At 63.9% G+C, this 20021-nt stretch carries 17 protein-coding genes and 3 tRNA genes; 16 read left to right on the forward strand and 4 right to left on the reverse strand.

Annotated features, from left to right (window positions below; genetic code table 11):
- Positions 1–6: 6 nt before the first annotated feature.
- Positions 7–468, forward strand: coding sequence for a DUF1249 domain-containing protein (locus tag B0E46_RS13365; protein ID WP_077556276.1), 462 nt, complete (start codon positions 7–9; stop codon positions 466–468).
- Positions 469–540: 72 nt separating this feature from the next.
- On the opposite strand, the gene B0E46_RS13370 is transcribed toward B0E46_RS13365, so the two are convergent.
- The 3 genes from B0E46_RS13370 to B0E46_RS13380 form a co-directional block, all read right to left on the reverse strand.
- Positions 541–617: transfer RNA gene (locus B0E46_RS13370), tRNA-Asp, on the reverse strand.
- Positions 618–647: 30 nt separating this feature from the next.
- A tRNA-Glu gene (locus B0E46_RS13375) sits at positions 648–723 on the reverse strand.
- 9 nt (positions 724–732) lie between these two features.
- Positions 733–808 (reverse strand) — tRNA-Ala (locus tag B0E46_RS13380).
- A 176-nt stretch (positions 809–984) separates the two neighbouring features.
- Here B0E46_RS13380 and B0E46_RS13385 point away from each other — a divergent pair.
- From B0E46_RS13385 to B0E46_RS13405, 5 genes are all read left to right on the forward strand, one after another.
- On the forward strand, positions 985–2757 hold the full coding sequence (locus tag B0E46_RS13385) for a cation:proton antiporter (RefSeq protein WP_077556277.1): 1773 nt from the start codon (positions 985–987) through the stop codon (positions 2755–2757).
- Positions 2758–2937: 180 nt separating this feature from the next.
- On the forward strand, positions 2938–3708 hold the full coding sequence (locus tag B0E46_RS13390; RefSeq protein WP_077556278.1) for an FKBP-type peptidyl-prolyl cis-trans isomerase: 771 nt from the start codon (positions 2938–2940) through the stop codon (positions 3706–3708).
- Between the two features lie 146 nt (positions 3709–3854).
- Positions 3855–5195, forward strand: a complete 1341-nt coding sequence (locus B0E46_RS13395; RefSeq protein ID WP_077556312.1) for a UDP-glucose/GDP-mannose dehydrogenase family protein — start codon at positions 3855–3857, stop codon at positions 5193–5195.
- Positions 5195–5416, forward strand: a complete 222-nt coding sequence (locus B0E46_RS13400; RefSeq protein ID WP_174567085.1) for a SlyX family protein — start codon at positions 5195–5197, stop codon at positions 5414–5416. Before B0E46_RS13395 ends, B0E46_RS13400 begins: the two co-directional genes overlap by 1 nt.
- 30 nt (positions 5417–5446) lie before the next feature.
- Positions 5447–6046, forward strand: a complete 600-nt coding sequence (locus B0E46_RS13405) for a DUF2058 family protein (RefSeq protein WP_077556280.1) — start codon at positions 5447–5449, stop codon at positions 6044–6046.
- Between the two features lie 86 nt (positions 6047–6132).
- Here the strand turns inward: B0E46_RS13405 and B0E46_RS13410 are convergent, their stop codons facing one another.
- The gene (locus B0E46_RS13410) at positions 6133–8199 is read right to left on the reverse strand and encodes a 3-hydroxyacyl-CoA dehydrogenase NAD-binding domain-containing protein (protein WP_077556281.1); all 2067 of its coding nucleotides are present in this window, start codon (positions 8197–8199) and stop codon (positions 6133–6135) included.
- A 304-nt stretch (positions 8200–8503) separates the two neighbouring features.
- Here B0E46_RS13410 and B0E46_RS13415 point away from each other — a divergent pair, with 304 nt between their 5' ends.
- The 10 genes from B0E46_RS13415 to era all read left to right on the forward strand — a co-directional run bounded on the left by B0E46_RS13415 (position 8504) and on the right by era (position 19943).
- Positions 8504–8998, forward strand: a complete 495-nt coding sequence (locus B0E46_RS13415; protein WP_077556282.1) for a hypothetical protein — start codon at positions 8504–8506, stop codon at positions 8996–8998.
- A gap of 13 nt (positions 8999–9011) precedes the next feature.
- Positions 9012–11576 carry a GGDEF domain-containing phosphodiesterase gene (locus B0E46_RS13420; protein WP_077556313.1) on the forward strand — a complete coding sequence of 855 codons (2565 nt, stop codon included), beginning with the start codon at positions 9012–9014 and terminating at the stop codon, positions 11574–11576.
- 195 nt (positions 11577–11771) lie between these two features.
- A complete protein-coding gene (gene rpoE, locus B0E46_RS13425; protein ID WP_174567086.1) occupies positions 11772–12395 on the forward strand; it encodes an RNA polymerase sigma factor RpoE in 624 nt (207 codons plus the stop codon).
- Positions 12392–13072, forward strand: a complete 681-nt coding sequence (locus B0E46_RS13430) for a sigma-E factor negative regulatory protein (protein WP_077556283.1) — start codon at positions 12392–12394, stop codon at positions 13070–13072. The genes rpoE and B0E46_RS13430 overlap by 4 nt, the downstream gene beginning before the upstream one ends.
- Before the next feature lie 179 nt (positions 13073–13251).
- Positions 13252–14724, forward strand: a complete 1473-nt coding sequence (locus tag B0E46_RS13435) for a DegQ family serine endoprotease (RefSeq protein ID WP_077556284.1) — start codon at positions 13252–13254, stop codon at positions 14722–14724.
- Positions 14725–14910: 186 nt separating this feature from the next.
- On the forward strand, positions 14911–16704 hold the full coding sequence (lepA, locus tag B0E46_RS13440) for a translation elongation factor 4 (RefSeq protein ID WP_077556285.1): 1794 nt from the start codon (positions 14911–14913) through the stop codon (positions 16702–16704).
- Positions 16705–16749: 45 nt separating this feature from the next.
- Positions 16750–17682: a signal peptidase I gene (lepB, locus tag B0E46_RS13445; protein ID WP_077556286.1), complete on the forward strand. Its 933-nt coding sequence runs from the start codon at positions 16750–16752 to the stop codon at positions 17680–17682.
- A 154-nt stretch (positions 17683–17836) separates the two neighbouring features.
- Positions 17837–18220, forward strand: a complete 384-nt coding sequence (locus B0E46_RS13450) for a DUF4845 domain-containing protein (protein WP_077556287.1) — start codon at positions 17837–17839, stop codon at positions 18218–18220.
- Between the two features lie 3 nt (positions 18221–18223).
- Positions 18224–18883 carry a ribonuclease III gene (gene rnc / locus B0E46_RS13455; RefSeq protein ID WP_077556288.1) on the forward strand — a complete coding sequence of 220 codons (660 nt, stop codon included), beginning with the start codon at positions 18224–18226 and terminating at the stop codon, positions 18881–18883.
- A 118-nt stretch (positions 18884–19001) separates the two neighbouring features.
- A complete protein-coding gene (gene era / locus B0E46_RS13460) occupies positions 19002–19943 on the forward strand; it encodes a GTPase Era (RefSeq protein ID WP_077556289.1) in 942 nt (313 codons plus the stop codon).
- Positions 19944–20021 lie beyond the last annotated feature (78 nt).

Raw genomic sequence — 20021 nt, forward strand, 5'->3', positions numbered from 1 at the left:
CCTGTCATGAGCGCCGTACTGGACAATCGCCACAGCCTGCTACCGGGACGCTTCGAGTTCCTGATGGGGCTGTATGCGGAGAATTATCACCGGCTGACGCGGCTGTTCGGTCCGCAGCAACTCGCACCCGGTCGTTATGTCTCCGACGTGGATGACGGACTGGACGTGCATCTGCATGTGCAGGAGTGCCATCCCTACACGCTGGAGCTCGAACTCACCTACGGCTTCGTCGACGAGCATACCGGCCAGCGCGCACCGTCAGCACAGCTGCGGATGTATACCGACGCGCATGTGGCCGAGGCCATGCATTGCCACCCGGGGCGACATCTGTGGCAGGTGCTGGGGCCGTTCACGCCGGCGCATACGGTGTTCCAGCATCGCCTGCGCATGAACGGGTTTCTGTCGCGCTGGCTGGAGTACCTAGTGGAGCAGGGGCATTCCACCGGCACTTTGCGGCCAGAGGTATAGTCAGTACCTTGAAGCAATGTGGCCTAGCGGAAGACAACAAAAAACCCGCACAAGGCGGGCTTTCCGTTTCAGTGGCGGAGCGGACGGGACTCGAACCCGCGACCTCCGGCGTGACAGGCCAGCATTCTAACCGACTGAACTACCGCTCCACATTTCTTTCCAGCTATTGCGGGCCAACTTGGCGTCCCCACGGGGATTCGAACCCCGGTCGCCACCGTGAAAGGGTGATGTCCTAGGCCTCTAGACGATGGGGACAATTCAAGTTGGTGGAGCCAGGCGGGATCGAACCGCCGACCTCCTGCATGCCATGCAGGCGCTCTCCCAGCTGAGCTATGGCCCCGCCGCTGGAAGCCCGAAAGAATAGGTGGGGATCACAAGTTCGTCAAGCATTCGTAATGAAATAATTTCAAATCGATATGCAATCGCGACGGGTGTTGTCCGTCTTAGTGCCTGGCCTGCGGCTGTGTGCCGGCGAGGGCGCTGCTAGTCTTGGGGAGTCTTGTCGCAGGCCACTTCATGCACGAACTGCAATTCATCCAGGATCTTGCCACGGTCATGCTGGTCGCTGGGCTGACCACGGTGATCTTCCAGCGTCTGCGGCAGCCGGTGGTGCTTGGCTACATCATCGCGGGCCTGTTGATTGGCCCCTACATGCTGCCGGTGGTGTTCATCCACAACGAGCAGACCATCCGCACCCTTTCCGAGCTCGGCATGATCATGCTGCTGTTCGCGCTGGGGCTGGAATTCAGCCTGAAAAAACTTCGCGCGGTGGGTGGGCCGGCACTGGTGGCGGCGTTGTGCGAAATCGGGCTGATGCTGGCGGTCGGCTACGGGATTGGCCGCTTTTTCGGCTGGCGCTCCATGGATGCGCTGTTCCTGGGGGCGATGCTGTCGATGTCGTCCACCACGATCATCATGAAGGCGCTGGATGGCCTCAACCTCAAGCGCGAGCGTTTTGCGCAGTTGATGTTCGGCATCCTGATCATCGAGGACGTGCTGGCGATCGTCTTGATGGCCCTGTTGACCGGCATCGCCAGCACCGGCGATGTCGAGGCGGGCGAGGCGATGGCGGCGATCGGCCGGCTGACTCTGTTCATGGCGGTGTCGCTGGTGGTCGGGTTGCTGTTGGTGCCGCGGGTCGTCGACTACATTGCCCGGGTCAGTCGTGACGACGTGCTGCTGGTGGCCGTGCTCGGGCTCTGCTTCGGCTTCTGCCTGCTGGTGACCGAGATGGGCTACAGCATCGCGCTGGGCGCGTTCATGATCGGTGCGATCGTCGGTGAGGCCACCAGCGTTGCACGGATCGAGCAGATCGTCGGGCCGATACGCGACATGTTCAGCGCGGTGTTCTTCGTAGCGATCGGCATGCTGATCGATCCGGGGCTGCTGGTGCAGTATGCATGGCCGATCACCTTGGTGACCATCGTACTGGTGGTGGGCAAGGTGCTCAGCTGCAGTTTCGGCATCTTCATCACGGGCAACCATGGCCGCACGTCGCTGCGCGTTGGCATGGGCTTGGCGCAGATCGGCGAATTTTCTTTCGTGATCGCCTCGCTCGGGTTGAGCCTGAAGGTGACCAGCAGCTTCCTGTATCCGGTGGCGGTAGCCGTGTCGGCGATCACCACCTTCCTGACGCCATACCTGATCCGCAGCTCCGACCCGCTGGCAGACATGCTGAGGCGTCGCCTGCCAGCCGGCTTTACCGGCATGCTGACGGCCTATACCGAGTGGGTAGGCAGCATCAGCTTGCGTGGACAGGGCGCCATGGTGGCAAAGATGATTCGCCGCCTGGTCTGGCACGTGATCATCAACATGCTGCTGGTGATCGCGGCCTTCCTGCTCATGGCCTATCTGTACCGGCGCGGTGTATTCAACTGGGAGATCCTGGGCGGTCGCGAGCAGGTCATTCGCAGCGTGGCCTGGTCGCTCGCGGCGCTGGTGTCGTTGCCGATGATCGTGGCCGCCTATCGCAAGGCCACCGCGTTGGGCATGCTGCTGGCTGAACTGGGCGTTCCTGAACGGATCGGCGGCTCCAACACCTACCGGATCCGTTCCGTGCTGGCGCGGATCATCCCGCTCGCAGTGATGGTGCTGTTGGGCTTGTTGGTGGTGGCGCTGGCCTCGATCATCCTGCCGCCGCGCGAGGTGGCTATCGTGTTGCTGTTGCTGGGTATTCTGCTGACCTGGCTGTTGTGGCGCGTGCTGGTCCAGATCCATGCCCGCCTGCAGGCGGCGCTGCGCGACACCATCGACAAGCCTGGCCGGCCTGATGACGGCCACGATGCGTGAGTTATCTGCCGTACGGCGGCGCATCGCGTGGAAGCCGGAAACTTGAACCTTTATGCCGACTGACGGTCGCAGCCTTGCAACGTTGCCAAGACCGGACAAGCACCGCACAATGCGTGGCCTGCCTCCATCGGGGGGGCCCGGCCGGCAACGCCGGCATATCCAAACACGAGGGAGTTTCGAATGAAGCATTTTCTGCGTCCCACGCTGACGGCGGCCGCGATGGCTGTTGCGCTGGGCATGACGGCGGGTGTGTACGCCCAGGCCGCCAAGACTGGCACCGCCAGCAGCACCGCAGGCACGATCGACAAGGCCAAGGTCAGCTACATCGTCGGTTACCAGCTGGGCCAGTCGATCCAGCCGATCATGCGCGACGAGCTGGACTCGGCCGCGGTGGCGCGTGCGGTGCAGGCCGCCCTGTCGGGCCAGAAGCCGACCATCACCCCGGAAGAGGCCAAGCAGGTCATGGAGCCCTTCATGGCCAAGATGCAGGCCAAGTACCAGGCTGAAATGACTGCGCTGGCTGCGAAGAACAAGAGCGAAGGCGAGGCCTTCCTGGCCAAGAACAAGACTGCTCCCGGTGTGAAGACTACCGCCTCGGGCCTGCAGTATCAGGTGCTCAGCCAGGGTACCGGTGCTCGCCCGGGTCCGAACGACACCGTCGAGATCAACTATACCGGCACCCTGATCAACGGCCAGGTGTTCGATGCTTCTTCCCAGCACAATCCGCCGGGTCCATCCAAGATCCCGCTGTCTGGCGTGATTCCTGGCTTCCGTGAAGGCCTGCAGCTGATGCAGGTGGGCGGCCATTACAAGCTGTTCATTCCGTCATCGCTGGCTTATGGCTCCGAGCCGCAGCAGCAGATGGCCCCGAATGAAACGTTGATCTTCGACGTGACCCTGGTCAGCACGGCGCCGACGCCGGCCGGTGCAGGCGGTCCTGACGGCAAGTAATCAAGCCGCCGCGGAATCACCGCAGTGACATCACGAAGGGGCGCGAAGCGATTCGCGCCCCTTCTGTGTCTGGTGCGGCAGCCCATGCCGCTGCCATTGCGCGGTTAGAATAGGCGGCTCATCTCAAGGAACTCGTCGCGACGATGATGAAGGTCACGATCTTTGGTACCGGTTATGTCGGTCTGGTCACCGGCGCCTGCCTGGCGGAAATGGGCAACCACGTGGTCTGCGTCGATATCGATGCGGCCAAGATCGAGCGCCTGAAACGCGGCGAGATTCCCATCTACGAACCGGGCCTGGAAGCGATCGTCAAACGCAATCATGCCGGCGGCCAGCTGGGTTTCACCACGGATTCGGCGGCTTCGATCGCGCATGGCGAGGTGATCTTCATCGCCGTTGGCACGCCACCGGATGAAGATGGCAGTGCGGACCTCAGCTATGTGCTGGAGGTGGCTCGTACGGTTGGTCGCCAGCTGGATCGTTATGCTGTTGTAGTGAACAAATCGACGGTGCCGGTAGGTACCGCCGACCGTGTTCGTGAAGCGATTGCAGGCGAACTGGCCGCACGACAGAAGTCGGTTGCGTTCGATGTGGTGTCCAATCCGGAATTCCTGAAGGAAGGCGCCGCCGTGGAGGATTGCCTGCGGCCGGACCGGATCATCGTGGGCGCCTCCAGCGAGCGTGCAGTGGCGGTGTTGCGCAAGCTGTATGCGCCCTTCAACCGCAATCACGACCGCATGGTGGTGATGGATGAGCGCTCGGCCGAGCTGACCAAGTACGCGGCCAATGCGATGCTTGCGACCAAGATCAGTTTCATGAACGAAATCGCGAATATCGCCGAACGGGTAGGCGCCGACGTCGAACTGGTGCGCCAGGGCATCGGCTCCGATCCGCGAATCGGTTATCACTTCATCTATCCGGGCGCCGGTTATGGCGGCTCCTGTTTTCCCAAGGACGTGCAGGCGCTCGAGCGCACGGCGCGCAGTTATGGCTATCACGCCCGTCTGCTCGAAGCGGTCGAGGCGGTGAACCATGACCAGAAGGCCAAATTGTACGAACTGATCTCGCGCCATTTTCACGGCCGGCTCGCAGGCAGGACCATCGCGCTGTGGGGACTGGCGTTCAAGCCGAACACCGACGACATGCGCGAGGCGTCCAGCCGGTATCTGATGGAAGCATTGTGGAATGCTGGCGCGAAGGTGCGCGCGTTCGATCCGGAGGCGCGTGAGGAGGCGCGCCGGCTGTACGGCGAGCGCGACGACTTGGTTTTGTGCGAGCACGCGCACGATGCCCTGCAGGGCGCCGATGTGCTGGCCGTAGTGACCGAGTGGAAGACGTTTCGCAGCCCGGATTTCGCGCGTATCCGCACGGCGCTGGCCGAGCCGGCGATCTTCGATGGACGTAATCTGTACGACCCCGTGGCGGTGGAAGAGGCTGGTCTGGCCTATTACGGCATCGGCCGCGGCCGCAGCCTGCGGGTGTCCTGATGAATGCAAACGAGGTACTTGAGCAGCGGCTTGACGAAATGGAGGTCAAACTGACTTTCGTCGATGACACGGTGCAGGCTCTGGCGAGTGCGGATGCCAGCTTGTCGCAGCGCATTGCCGGGCTGGAGCGGGCCTTGCGCGAGCTGCGAGGCGAACTTTCCGCCATGCGCGTTGCGCAGGCGGACGATCCGCACAGCGAGCCACCACCTCCACACTACTGATACCCAGATCACCGACCACGGATCAAACTCATGGCCGATTCCCTGCGCGATCAGCTGCTCAAGAGCGGCATCGTCAAACAGGTTCAAGCAAACCGGGTCCAGACGGATCGGGCCCGCGAGGACCAGCGCCGTCCGGCGCCGCCATCGCCCGGCAAGCCCCAGCGCAAGGGCGAAAAACCGCGTGCGCCAGCGCACGTGTCACGACCGCCGCGGCAGAGTCAGCCGGATATCGACCTGGCCAAGGCCTATGCGATCCGCGCACAGACCGAAGCCAGCGAACGCAAGCGAGCCGAGCAGGAAGTGGCGGAGCAGGCCAGGTTACGGCGCGAGCGCAAGCTGAAGATCCAGCAGCTGCTGGATGGCAAGACGCAGAACAAGGCCGAGGCTGATCAGCCGCGCAACTTCGAATACGGCGGCAAGATTCGCCGGGTGCATGTCGACAGTGCACAGCTGGCGGCACTCAATGCAGGCGAGCTGGGCGTGGTGCAGCAGGCTGGCCGTTATTTCCTGGTCAGCCGCGAGATCGCCGAGCAGGTGCGCGACATCGATCCGCAGCAGCTTGCCTTGCTGGTCGATCCTGCCGCCGCCGGCGTGGGTGACGATGGTGTGCCTGACGACCTGATGTGGTGAGCATGGCGGGTCCCGGTACACAAACGCCTGGCCATGGCCAGGCGTTGTCATGACGGCGGCAGAGCCGCCGATCGACTCGCGGGTTGCTACGGAAGTTCGAAGCCAGTTTGCCGCAGGGCCGGATGATCCCAGCCGTTCTTCGGCTTGAAGCGATCGCCATAGCGCTGGGCCAGTTGCTCCAGTCTTGCCTTGAGCTTGTCGGCGCCTTCGCTGCGCGCGTACTGGATCGGGCCGCCGCGGAACGGGGCGAAGCCGGTGCCGAAGATCACACCGGCATCGAGCAGGTCGGCATCGTCGACCACGCCATCGGCGAGGCAGGCGACCGCCTCGTTGACCATCGGCAGGACCATGCGCTCCTGCAGGTCCGGCGGCATCACATAGTCCTTGTCGACCTCGGGTTTCTGCGGTTTGCCGTCCTGCCACACGTACAGACCCTGGCCGTCCTTCTTGCCGCGTTTGCCGGCCTCGAGTTTGTCGTCCAGGCCCGGCGGGACTTCCAGTCCGAGGAAGGGCGCGAGTTCCTTGCCGACCGAGGCGCACACATCCAGCCCCACGGTATCGGCCAGTTCGATCGGTCCCATCGGCATGCCGAATTTCTTCGCCTCGCGATCCAGTACCGGGCCAGGCACGCCCTCGCTGTAAAGCCGCATCGCTTCGAGCAGGTAAGGCATTAGGATGCGGTTGACCAGGAAGCCCGGGCTGCCCTTGACCGCCACCGGCAACTTGCCGATCGCCTTGCAGAACGCCAGCGCGCGCTTCTCGATCGCGGGATCGAGCTGATCGTGCCGTACCACTTCGACCAGCGGCATCTGGGCCACCGGATTGAAGAAGTGCAGGCCGAGGAAGCGTTGCGGCGCACTCAGGTTCTTGCGCAGCGCGTCCAGCGGAATGCTGGAGGTGTTGCTGGCGAGGATCTCGTCGGACTGGAACTGCGGCTCGATGCCGGCATACAGCGCCTGTTTGGCCTCGATGTTTTCGAAGATCGCCTCGATCGCCAGATCGGCGGTGGCGACACCCTTGCCCTCGACATCGGCACGCAGCCGACGGAGCGTTTCCTCGACCTTTTCGGGTGTCTTCAGCTTCTTCTCGTAGAGCTGGCGGGCGCGATCCAGTGCAGGCTGGATGAACTTCATCTCGCGATCCTGCAGGGTTACCTCGAAGCCCTTGAACGCAGCCCAGGCGGCGATGTCGCCGCCCATCACGCCAGCACCGACGACGTGCACGCGCTTGATGCCCGCATCGGTGCCGCCGCCCTGGCCCTTCAACCGCTCCTGCAGGAAGAAGATCCGGATCAGGTTCTGCGCCGTGGGCGTCTTTGCCAGCTTCGCCACCGAACGTGCTTCCAGCTTCAACCGCTGCTGGATATCGGAGCTACCCCGCTTCCACACATCGATCATGGCGAATGGGGCCGGGTAGTGCTCCTTGCGCACCTTCGCGGCGGTCTGCTTGAGCACCATCGGCGCCAGGACCTGCCGTGCCAGCCAGGTGTTGCTCGCCCATGCCTTGGCGCGACGCGCGAACGGATGCGCCTGCGGGCGGCGCAACAGCAGGCGTGCCTCGACCAGCAGCTCCTCGGGGCGGGCGAGGCGATCGACCACGCCCAGCGCCAGCGAGCGTTTCGCCGACAGCGATTTGCCGGTCAGCATCAACGGCAGCGCCTCGGTCGCGCCGATCAGGCGCGGCAACCGTGCGGTGCCGCCCCAGCCGGGATGAATGCCGAGCATCACTTCAGGCAGCGCGATCCGGGTCTTGTCGTCGTCGGCCGCGATGCGCTGGCGACAGGCCAGGATCAGTTCGGTGCCGCCACCCATGCAGGCGCCGTGCACGGCAGCCACCGTGGGGCAGGGCAGGCGCGCCAGCGCCTCGTAGACACGCTGGCCATGCTCGATGTTTTCCAGCACGGTGTCGTGCTTCGCATATTCGACGAAGGCCTTGATGTCGGCGCCTACCGCAAACCCCGCAGGCTTGGCCGAGTGGATGACGACACCGGCCGGCTTTTCGATACCCAGCCGCTCGACGATCTGTTCGAGCTCGTCCAGCACCGCGCGCGAAATCGCATTGACGCTGCTGTCGGCGCGGTCGAGAGTCAGCGTGACGATGCCATCGTCGCCCTCGCTGGTTTTCCAGTGGTTGAAGCGCAATCCTTCGAACATGGGGGGCACAAGCGTTGGAGGAGGAGGTTTGAACCATACCGTCCTGCCGGCATGATTGCGAGATGTGACGGGCGTGCTTGACCGTAGCGGGGAAGCGGGTATGAAATCGGATCGCCGCCGGGAACCGGCCTGCCGACGCGTTCAGGTTGGGCAGGGATATCCAGGGGACGGGTCGCCTGACTGGACGGCTGGGCGGTCAGGCATGTTTCAATGAGCCATGCCCAGCCGCTGGGCTGGATGGATGGCGTCGCCAGGGAGTTGGTCTCATCGTGATACGACACAGGCACTGCAGGACGGGGACGCAATGACTTCCGTGATGGTCTCCGCCCCGCGGCAAATCGGTGCCGAAATCTTCGAGCGCATCCTGGCGGCGCCCAGCGGCCTGGTGGTGCTGGACAGCAAGGATGTGCATGACCTGATCGGCCAGTTCCGTACGCTGGCCAGGCATACCGGCCAGGCCGTCTATCTGTGGCAACCGGATACCGGCCTCAGCAGCCTGCGCGACGCGCACGTGCGGGTGCCGGATTGCCAGCGGCTTGGCAACGCGCTGCGCTACATGCAGCAGAGCATGCATTTCGGCGTCTATTTCCTGGTGGGTCTGGAATTGCCGTTGTCGGCGATGGATGCCACCTTGCTGCGCCAGTTGGCCCGGGCACCGAAGGAGCATATGCGGCGGGTCGTGCTGGTCGGTGCCCCGGCGGCGTTGGCTGAGCATCTTGGCGAGTTGGCCAGCCATGTGAGCAGCGAAGACAGCCAGCCGCGGCGCTTGCGCCTGCGCGATGGTCGCTGGCTGGTTTGAGGTGGATGCGCGCATGAACTCAGGCATTCTCCTTGTTGCAGCCCAGCGTGAATTGCGCCGCAGCCTGTTCGATGCGCTCGATCAGGCGGGCTATTCGCAGATTCATAGTGCGCGCGATGTATCGCATGCAGCGATCCTGCTGGAAGGGCGCCAGTCGTTGTCGCCACTGCAACTGATGGTGGCGGTGCTGGCCGGCGATCAACAGCAGGCGCTCGCTACCTGCGAGCAATTGCGCCGTCTGCCGGGGGCGGCGGATACGCCGTTGATGGTGGTATTGGCCCAAGAGGCGACGATCAGTCCGTCCGACTTGCCCGCCGGCATTGTCGACTGGTTGTCTGCCCCGCAGATCGGCACCGAACTGGTCGCGCGCTGGCAGCGCTCGCAGGCGGCTCCGCAAGGCCCGCGCAGGGAGCTGGCGTCCCTCGCCAGCGACATGCATGAGGATTACCGTTTCGTCTTCGAAGAAGGCAACAGCGAATGGTTGATCGCCGATGCGCGGACCGGCCACCTGCTGGAAGTCAGCCCGACGGTGACCAGGCACAGTCGCCTGCATGCCAGCCAATGGGAGGGGCTGCCGCTGTCGGACGTAGTGCGGTTCGAAGGGGTCGTGCTGGCCCAGGTACTGGCCGAAGCCAACCGCAGCTGGTATCCGTGCCAGCGCAGGTCGGCGCAGGGCGCCGATACCGGCCAGGCCAGCGTGCGGCGCATCCGTCATGCCGGTCGCGATGCGCTGGCCTTGATGTTCCGCAGCGATCGCGCGGACTTGCGCGCCGAAGCGGCGCTGTCCCTGCTCTCGCGCATCTTCGCCTCGGCCAGTGGCGTCGATACGCAAGGTGCGGCTGGTCGCCTGTTGTTCGACGAACTCGGCCTGGATTATCTGGCCGTCTGGTCGGCACGTCTGGACGGTGCCGACGCGCCAACGCAACTGCTGCAGCTGTGGACCGGCGACGAGCCGGTGTGGCCGCCGGCTCAGCTGCAAAGCTCGCTGCAGCTGGTGCTGGGCGGCAAGACGGTCCTGCATCGGTCCGATGCAAAGCGCCTGGCGCCCAACGATCCCTTGCTGCAGCAGCTCGATCTGGCTGGATTTGCCGGCCTGCCGCTGCACGACGAACGGCATACCGTGCTTGGCGCCATGCTGGCCGGCAATCGGCGGGGATTCAGCGAAATGGGCATCATCGAACCGGTGCTGCGCTGTTCCGCAGCCCGTTTCGCACAGGTGCTGGAATTGGGGCGTACGCGCGAACAGGGGCGTGCCGAGGGGTTGGTCGACGCGTTGACCGGGCTGCCGAACCGCCTGCTGTTCAACGACCGGCTGGACACGATCATTCGGGAAGCGATCCGCAACGGCGAGTGCTTCGCGGTGCTGTTTGTCGACCTCGATCGTTTCAAGGCGATCAACGACACCTACGGTCATGCCGCCGGCGATGAGGTGCTGCGTACGGTCACGCAGCGCCTGTGCGGCAGCATCCGTGCCTCCGACACGGTGGCGCGTTATGCCGGCGACGAATTCACCATCGTGCTGCGGCATATCGTCAAGAACGACGACGTGCTGCGTGTGGCCGAAAAGATCGTGCAGGTGATGGAGACGCCGCTGTACCTCGAGGACGGTACCGAGCTTCAGGTGACCGCATCGATGGGACTGAGCTTCTTTCCGGACGATGCGGGCGATGCGGAAACCCTGCTCAAGCACGCCGACGAGGCGATGTACGCCGCCAAGCATCACGGCCGCAACAATTTCCAGATCTACGAAGTGAGCCCGGAGTACGCGCAGGAGCACGGCATGGCGCTGAAGACCCGCCTGCGCCACGCCGAGGGCAATGGCGAGCTGCGCGTGGTCTACCAGCCCCAGGTCGATGCCGAGAGCGAGGATATTGTCGGCATGGAGGCGCTGGTGCGCTGGGAGCACCCGGAGCTGGGCATGATCAGTCCCGCGGTATTCATTCCGCTGGCCGAGGAGAGCGGCCTGATCGTCTCGATCGGCGAATGGGTGATGCGCACCGCCTGCCGTCAGGCGCGGGAATGGGATCAGCGCTATGGGCTGCGGTTGCGGCTGGGCGTGAACCTGTCTGCCGTGCAGCTGATGGAGCCGAAACTGCTGGAGACCGTGACCACGGTGCTGCGCGAGACCGGCCTGGATCCGACCCTGCTGGAACTGGAGATCACCGAGAGCATCAGCATCAAGGAGGCACCGAACCTGGTGGAGAACCTGCATGCGCTGCACCGGCTTGGCTGCCATATCGCGATCGACGATTTCGGCACCGGCGCGGCCTCGCTGGACTATCTGCGCCGCCTGCCGGCCGACCGCATCAAGATCGACCAGAGTTTCGTGCGCAATATCGGCGTCGATCCCGACGACGAGGCGATCGTGCGCGCCACCATCGAGATGGCCCATCGCCTGAAGCGGGCGGTGGTGGCCGAAGGTGTCGAGACCGAGCAGCATTTCGAGTTTTTGCGCAGCCATGGCTGCGATGAACTGCAAGGCTATCTGTTCTGCCGTCCCTTGCAGACGATCAGCTTCGACAAGTTGCTGGCCGAACGGCAGCGCCTGCTGGAGCCGCACGAGGCCGAGCCGGCTTGAGCGGCTGGCAGATGTCCCCATAACTGGCATGCGCCTGGTCGGGTGCGGGTAGCCAGGCCAGGGCATGACAACCAGTGAACGGGTTGTGCGTTATCGTTGATGCGTTATTACACGCACGCTGAACTTGCGCGATCGATGGCGGTCTGAGCCGCGCGTTCAGTTTCCACGGCTCCCAACTTGAAGTTCCCGCAGCGGATGACGGCATTGACGACGGATACGGCCCGCTCGGGCGAAAATGAACTGGATCGCGCGCTGGTCGAGCGTGTCCAGAGTGGGGACAAACGGGCCTTCGACCTGCTGGTGCGCAAGTATCAGCACAAGGTGATCGGGCTCGTATCGCGTTACGTCAGGAGCCATGCCGAATGTGAGGATATCGCGCAGGAGTCGTTCATCCGTGCGTGGCGGGCGATCGGCTCGTTTCGCGGCGACAGTGCCTTTTATACCTGGCTGTACAAGATCGCCGTGAACACCGCGAAAAACCATCTGGTGGCGATGGGGCGACGGCCGCCGACCGACGATATCGACGCCGAGGATGCGGTGTTCATGGCCGGCGCCGAGCGCATGCACGACAGTGCCACGCCCGAGCGCGAGATGATGCGCCAGGAAATTGAACAATCCGTGTTTTCCACTGTCCAAGCCCTGCCCGAAGAGCTGCGGACAGCCATCACGCTGCGCGAGGTGGATGGTCTCAGCTACGATGAAATCGCCGAAGTGATGGGCTGTCCGATCGGTACGGTGCGCTCGCGCATCTTCCGGGCGCGCGAGGCGATCGACGAGAAACTGCGGCCACTGTTGTCAGACCGCGAGGATCAGACATGAACCAGGCAGGCATGAACCAGAACATCAAGGAAAATCTTTCAGCCGGCATCGACGGCGAGCTGTCGAAGGAGCAGCTGCGGTTTCTGCTGCGCCAGATCGACCACGACGTCGCGCTGCGGCAGGCGTGGTCGCGTTACCAGCTTGCCGGTGACGGGCTGCGCCGGGAATTGCCGACGATGGCGACGCCTGATTTCGCTGCCCGGGTCATGCTCGCCATCGAGCAGGAGTCGCTACCGGCCGCTGCCAGTCGGCGCCATCAATGGCTGCGTTGGTCGGCCGGCGGCGCGATCGCCGCGAGCGTGGCCGCCGCCGCCCTGATGATCGCCCAGCCGACCGGCGATGGCGATCGCCACCTGGCCGCGACGCTGGCCAGCCAGCAGCGGGACCATGGAGTTGCCCATGCCGTGCCAGCGAGCCGGTCGGCGACTCCTGCCGCCGTGCCGCCGTGGCTGAGCGGCAATTCCGCCGGTGTGCTCAGCCAGCAGGCATCGGCCACGCTGGGGGCGCCTTTTGACGTGAATCAGCCGATTTATACCCGCCGCCTGTCGACATATCCGTCGCTGCCCCGATATCGCACGCTGGACAACAAGGACGGCAGCTATCTGCTGCTGCTGGATCCGCAGCCGCAGGCTACGCCGACAGATATCTCGCACCGGTCCGCTGCCGTCGGGCAATAAACGAACCGCGTGTGCATGCCCGCGGTCTGCCTTGCATCGTCCTGCACCGTTCGGCCTGGCAACGGGCAGAACGGTGATGTGCGCGTCGATGTCGGCCGGGTTCCCCGCGCGCCAGATTCATTGATGCCGAAGACCATGCGGCCCTATGGTCTTCCGGATTAGTCAACCAAGGAGGAGTCATGAGTCGTTCCATCTTGCGCACCCTCGCGTGCTCTGCGTTGATCAGTTTTGTCGCGGCTTCGGGGGTGTGGGCACAGTCGCCGGCTCCTGCCGCCGCGTTGCCCGATTTCACATCCATCGTGCAGAAAAATGCCGCTGCCGTGGTTCATGTCGAGGCCCGATACACCGGTGATGCCACCTCGACGAATCAGGTTGCGCGCGGCAAGCAGGCGATGCCAGGCCAGGGCATGCCGGATGATCCGCAGGCCGAGATCTTCCGCCGTTTCTTCGGCATACCGATGATGCCGTCACAGCCCGACCAGAAGCGCACCTCGCTCGGCTCGGGGTTCATCATCTCCGGCGACGGGTACATCCTCACCAACAACCACGTCGTGGATCATGCCGACAAGATCACCGTGCGGCTGCAGGATCGGCGCACCCTGACGGCGAAGGTGATCGGTACCGATCCCACCTACGACATTGCCCTGCTCAAGGTCGATGCAGGCGGCAACCTGCCGGCAGTGAGCATCGGCGATTCGCGCAGCCTCAAGCCGGGTCAGTGGGTGCTGGCGATCGGTTCGCCGTTCGGCTTCGACTACACCGTGACCCAGGGCATCGTCAGCGCGGTAGGGCGCAACCTGGGCCAGCGCGACCAGCCCTATACCTCGTTCATCCAGACCGACGTGCCGATCAACCGTGGCAATTCCGGTGGCCCGCTGTTCAACCTGCAAGGCCAGGTGGTCGGCATCAATTCGCAGATCTATTCCAACACCGGCGACTACCTGGGTGTCTCGTTCTCGATTCCGATCGATGTGGCGATGAGCGCGGTGGAACAGCTCAAGAGCAAGGGTTATGTATCGCGCGGCATGCTCGGTGTGACGGTGCAGCCGGTCGATGACGATATCGTCAAGGCCTTCAAGCTCGACAATGGCGTCGGTGCCGCGGTGGTCGAGGTGACTCCAGATAGCGGTGCGGCCAAGGCTGGCATCCAGCCTGGCGACATCATTCTCAGCTACAACGGCCAGACCTTGCAGCAGTCGGCGGACCTGCCGCCGCTGGTCGGCATGACCAAGCCGGGCAGCAAGGTACCCGTGCAGGTCCTGCGCAACGGCAAGCGGCAGACGTTCGAAGTCACCATTGGCGAGGCGTCGCGCGATCAGAATGCCGTGGCTTCCGCAGCTGCCCCGTCGGCAAGTCGCGGTGCGGCGGCCTTGGGTCTTACCGTGCAGCCGCTGGACAACGACACCCGCAAGCAGCTGGGACTGAAGCCAGGCCAGGGTGTGGTGATCAGCGACATCGGTGGCCCGGTGGCGGCGCAGGCCAACCTGCAGGCCGGCGATGTGATCCTGATGGTCAACCAGGAAAAGATTGGCAGCGTGGCCGAGTTCCAGGCTGCAACCAGAGACGTGAAGCCCGGCAGCACCGTGCTGCTGCTGGTGCGCCGCGGCGACCAGAGTCAGTTCATTGGCCTCACGGTGCCGGACAGCAAGTAGTCCGGCTCGGTCGCCCCTCCTGGCGGATATGGCATGGATGTCCACGACGGGCATCCATGCCGGCGCGGAATGCGGTGGCGGTGTGGGTTCCATGCGATAATGCCGGGTTAGCGTCGCCCGATGGCGATGCACTGCCATGCATGGTGTGTGGCGGCAAACCCAAGCCTCACAGGCCACTCCCGCTCCATGGAATTGATCCGCAACTTCTCCATCATTGCCCACATCGACCACGGCAAGTCGACCCTCGCCGACCGCATCATCCAGATCTGCGGTGGCTTGGCCGATCGCGAGATGGAAGCGCAGGTGCTGGACAACAACCCGATCGAGCGCGAGCGCGGCATCACGATCAAGGCGCAGTCGGTGTCGTTGCCGTACAAGGCACGTGACGGCAAGACCTACCAGTTGAATTTCATCGACACCCCCGGTCACGTCGATTTCTCCTACGAAGTCAGCCGCTCGCTGGCGGCCTGCGAGGGCGCGCTGCTGGTGGTCGACGCGGCGCAGGGCGTCGAGGCGCAGTCGGTGGCGAACTGCTACACCGCGGTGGAGCAGGGGCTGGAAGTGGTGCCGGTGATCAACAAGATCGACCTGCCGACCGCCGACGTCGAGAAAGTGAAGCTCGAAATCGAGGCGGTGATCGGCGTCGATGCCACCGACGCGGTGGCGATCAGCGCCAAGACCGGCCTGAACGTGATCGAGGTGCTGGAAGCGATCATCGCGCGCATCCCGCCGCCGCAGCCGCGCGATACCGACCGGCTGCAGGCGCTGATCATCGATTCCTGGTTCGACAACTACCTCGGCGTGGTGTCGCTGGTGCGCGTCATGCAGGGCGAGATCAAGCCCGGCGACAAGCTGCTGGTGATGTCGACCGGGCGTACCCACGAAGTCGGCGACGTCGGCGTGTTCACGCCCAAGCGCAAGAAGCTGGACAAGCTCGGCGCAGGCGAGGTGGGCTGGATCAACGCATCGATCAAGGACGTGCACGGCGCGCCGGTCGGCGATACCTTGACCCACGCCGGCAAGCCGGCCGACAAGCCGCTGCCCGGCTTCCAGACCATGCAGCCGCGCGTGTTCGCCGGCCTGTTCCCGGTGTCGTCGGACGATTACCCGGCGATGCGCGAGGCGCTGGACAAGCTGCGCCTGAACGACGCAGCGCTGTTCTTCGAACCAGAGTCGTCGGAAGCGATGGGCTTCGGCTTCCGCTGCGGCTTCCTCGGCATGCTGCACATGGAAATCGTGCAGGAGCGGCTGGAGCGCGAATACGACCTGAACCTGATCACCACCGCGCCGACCGTGGTGTACGAGGTGCTCAAGACCGACGGTTCGATCCTGATGCTGGACAACCCGGCCAAGCTGCCGACCAACGCCAGCCTGGTGCAGGAAATCCGCGAGCCGATCATCGTGGCCAACATCCTCACGCCGCCGGACTACATCGGCAACATCATCACCCTGTGCGAAGAAAAGCGTGGCGTGCAGCGTTCGATCCAGTACCTGGCCACCCAGGTGCAGATCAGCTACGAGATGCCGCTGGCCGAAGTGGTGATGGATTTCTTCGACCGGCTCAAATCCGTCTCGCGCGGCTATGCCTCGATGGACTACCACTTCGAACGCTTCGAGGCCGGTCCGTTCGTGCGTACCGACGTGCTGATCAACGGCGAGCGGGTCGACGCGCTGAGCCTGATCCTGCATCGCAGCCACGCCGACCGCAAAGGCCGCGAACTGGTCGAGCGGATGAAGGATCTGATCCCGCGGCAGCAGTTCGACGTGGCGATCCAGGCGGCGATCGGCGCGCAGATCATCGCGCGCTCCACCGTGAAAGCCTTGCGCAAGAACGTCTTGGCCAAATGCTATGGTGGCGACGTCAGCCGCAAGAAGAAGCTTCTGGAAAAGCAGAAGGAAGGCAAGAAGCGCATGAAGCAGGTCGGCCGGGTGGAGATTCCGCAGGAAGCCTTCCTGGCCGTACTGAAGGTCGACAAATAACGCACGCGATCAGTGATGATCCGACAGGTAATCTGGAGTTAAGGCATGGAATTCGATTTTTCGGCGATTCTGCTTGGCCTCACCGTGCTGTTCGGCGTGGTGTGGGGCCTGGATCGCCTGTTCCTGTACAAGAAGCGCAAGGCGCGCCTCGATGCGGCAGGCAGCGAATACAGCGATCCGATACCGGTGGACTGGGCGCGCTCGCTGTTCCCGGTCGTGCTGGTGGTGCTGCTGCTGCGTTCGTTCGTGGCCGAGCCGTTCCGGATTCCGTCCGGCTCGATGATGCCGACGCTGGACGTGGGCGACTTCATCCTGGTCAACAAGTTCGCCTATGGCCTGCGCCTGCCGGCCTTCAACAACAAGTTCCTGAGCCTGGGCGAGCCCAAGCGCGGCGACGTGGTGGTGTTCCGTTTCCCGGGTTACCTCTGCCTGGACGAAAACGGCAAGCCGGCGCGCGTCGGCGGCGACGAGGGCGGCCCGCCGGTCCTCGGCCCCGACAATGCCTGCCCGGTACCCCGTCTGCCGGTCAAAAGCCAGAACTGGATCAAGCGCGTGATCGGCCTCCCCGGGGATACCATCGAGGTGCGCGACAGCCAGATCGTCATCAACGGCAAACCCGTCACGGCCAGCGAAGTCGGGCCATTCGCGGGCAATGAGCAGCGTGATGCGGATGCCGAGCTGCTGCATTTCAACGCCACCGTCTGGAATGAACACCTGGGCAAGGTGAACCACCTCATCGCACGCATGCCCATGCGCATGTCGACCAACGAGATTCCCAATGCCCTGGTGCCGTCCGTGGTGCCGCAAGGTTGCTACCTGGTGATGGGTGACGACCGCGAAAACAGCCTGGACAGCCGCTGGTGGGGCTGCATGCCGGAGCAGAACCTGGCCGGCAAGGCGTTCCTGATCTGGATGAGCTGGAAAGGTTGGGGTACCGGTGGCATAGACTTCTCGCGGATCGGTACCGTGATCCATTGAGCTGGGTGGGGCGAGTCAAAGCGTGAGGAGGTCGACAGCCCCGCACGCTGCCTGCCAACAGTGCGAGAATCCGCTGGCATAATCGCCCCACCTGGGGGATTGCCAGATCAAGGCAACGATGGCCACGCCGCAAAGTCGGCATAGCGAGGGGACTATGAAATCGAAGCAGTCGGGCGTCACCCTGATCGGGTTTCTGATCATCATGGCCATCGTGGCCTTTTTCGCCTTCATGGCGATGAAGCTGTTTCCGTCGTATTCGGAATACATGGGCGTGGTCAAGGCGATGAACCAGGTCTCCACCGAGGGCACCAATGGCAAGTCGCTGGACGACATCCGTCGCGCCCTGATGTTCAAGATGGGCTTCCAGTACGTCGACGACGCCACCATCAAGCCGGCGGACATCACCATCGTGCGCGACAGCGGTGGCGCCAACCAGCTGCATGTGGCCTACGACAAAAAGATCCCGTTCATGTACAACATCGACTTCCTGCTGCATTTCGAAAAGAGCGTGGCGTTGCAGGGCAATGTGGGTGAGTAATCCTTGAAGCTGCCGCACCGTTTTCGTGATCCGCAGCTGGCGCAGCTGGCGCTGACCCACCGCAGCATCGGCAAACCGAACAACGAACGGCTGGAGTTTCTCGGCGATGCGCTGCTGGGAGCGGTCATCGCCGAGATGCTTTACGAAATGCATCCCAAGGCCAGCGAAGGGGAGCTGTCGCGCCTGCGCGCCCAGCTGGTCAATGGCCAGGCGCTGGCGGTGCTGGCGCGGGAGCTGGAGCTGGGCGACGAATTGAAGCTCGGCCCCGGTGAATTGAAGAGCGGCGGTTTCCGGCGCGATTCGATTCTTGCCGATGCCTTCGAGGCCCTGGTGGCGGCGGTGTACCTGGATGCGGGGTTCGATGCCTGCCGTCATGTGGTACGCGAGCTTTTTGGCGAGCGCATCGCCGTATTGCGGCGCTCCTCCAAGGACGCCAAGACCCGCCTGCAGGAATGGTTGCAGGCCGGCAGCTGGCCGTTGCCGCGCTATGAGCTGGTTGCCAGCCATGGCGAAGACCATGCCAAGACCTTCGATGTCAGCTGCACCATCAGCGAGCCCCTGCCGGTGCACGCCGAGGCCCGCGGCGGCAGCCGCCGGGCCGCCGAGCAGGACGCGGCCGAGACCGTTCTGAACCAGCTGCTGGAGCAGCACCGCAAAGCCTGATCCCCGCGTTCGCCGGCATGTCTGGCGGCATGGCTCGCCAGTCTTGCCGTGCGTGCCAGCCGCTGCTGTTTCCGCGAAGCACTACACTTGCCATCCGACTTGCCGAGCACCCCCTGTCATGAACCACGAACTGGAACCCGCCGCCGATAACGCCGACGGCCTGCCGCATGAAGATTTTCGCTGCGGCCTGGTCGCGCTGGCCGGACGCCCCAACGTGGGCAAGTCGACCCTGCTCAATGCGCTGATCGGCTTTCGCCTGTCGATCGTCAGCCCGCGACCGCAGACCACCCGCCATCGCATCCTCGGCATCGCCAACAGCGAGGCCGGGCAGATCATGTACGTCGACACGCCCGGCCTGCACCGCGGCGCCAAGCGGGCGATGAACCGCAGCCTGAACCGCGCCGCGCGCTCGGCGATCAACGATGTGGACCTGGCGGTACAGGTGATCGAGGCAGGTCGCTTCACCGACGAGGACGAGGCGCTCTACGCCGCGCTGGTCGAGCAGTCGTCGCCGCGGTTCCTGGTGATCAACAAGGTCGACCTGAACAAGGACAAGACCGTGATGCTGCCGTTCGTGGCCGAACTGGTGGCGAAGCACAGCTACGACGAAATCCACTACGTCAGCGCGCTCAAGGCGCAAGGCTTGAAGGAGCTGGAACAGGCGATCCTGAAGCGCCTGCCGGTGCAGCCGCCGGTGTACGGCGAGGACGAGATCACCGACCGCAGCGAGCGCTTCCTGGCCGCCGAGATGGTGCGCGAGCAGCTGATGCTGCGGCTCGACCAGGAACTGCCGTATGCCACCACGGTGGAGATCGAGCAGTTCAGCGACCGCCCGGACGGCATCGCCGAGATCCACGCGATCATCTGGGTCGAGCGCGACGGCCAGAAGGCCATCGTGATCGGCAACGGCGGCGCCCAGCTCAAGGCGATCGGCACCAGCGCGCGGCGCCACATGGAGCGCATGTTCGAGCGCAAGGTGTTCCTGAAGCTGTGGGTGAAGGTGCGCGAAGGCTGGGTCGACGACGAGAACATGCTGAAGAAGTTCGGCTATACCGATTAGGAGCGAGAAGTGAGAGACAGAGCAAAAAGAATGGTAGCGGTACAGGAAGTATCGCCGCCGCTTTTCTCTCGCTCCTCG

This window comes from Rhodanobacter sp. B04 (assembly GCF_002001125.1).
Classification (GTDB): domain Bacteria; phylum Pseudomonadota; class Gammaproteobacteria; order Xanthomonadales; family Rhodanobacteraceae; genus Rhodanobacter.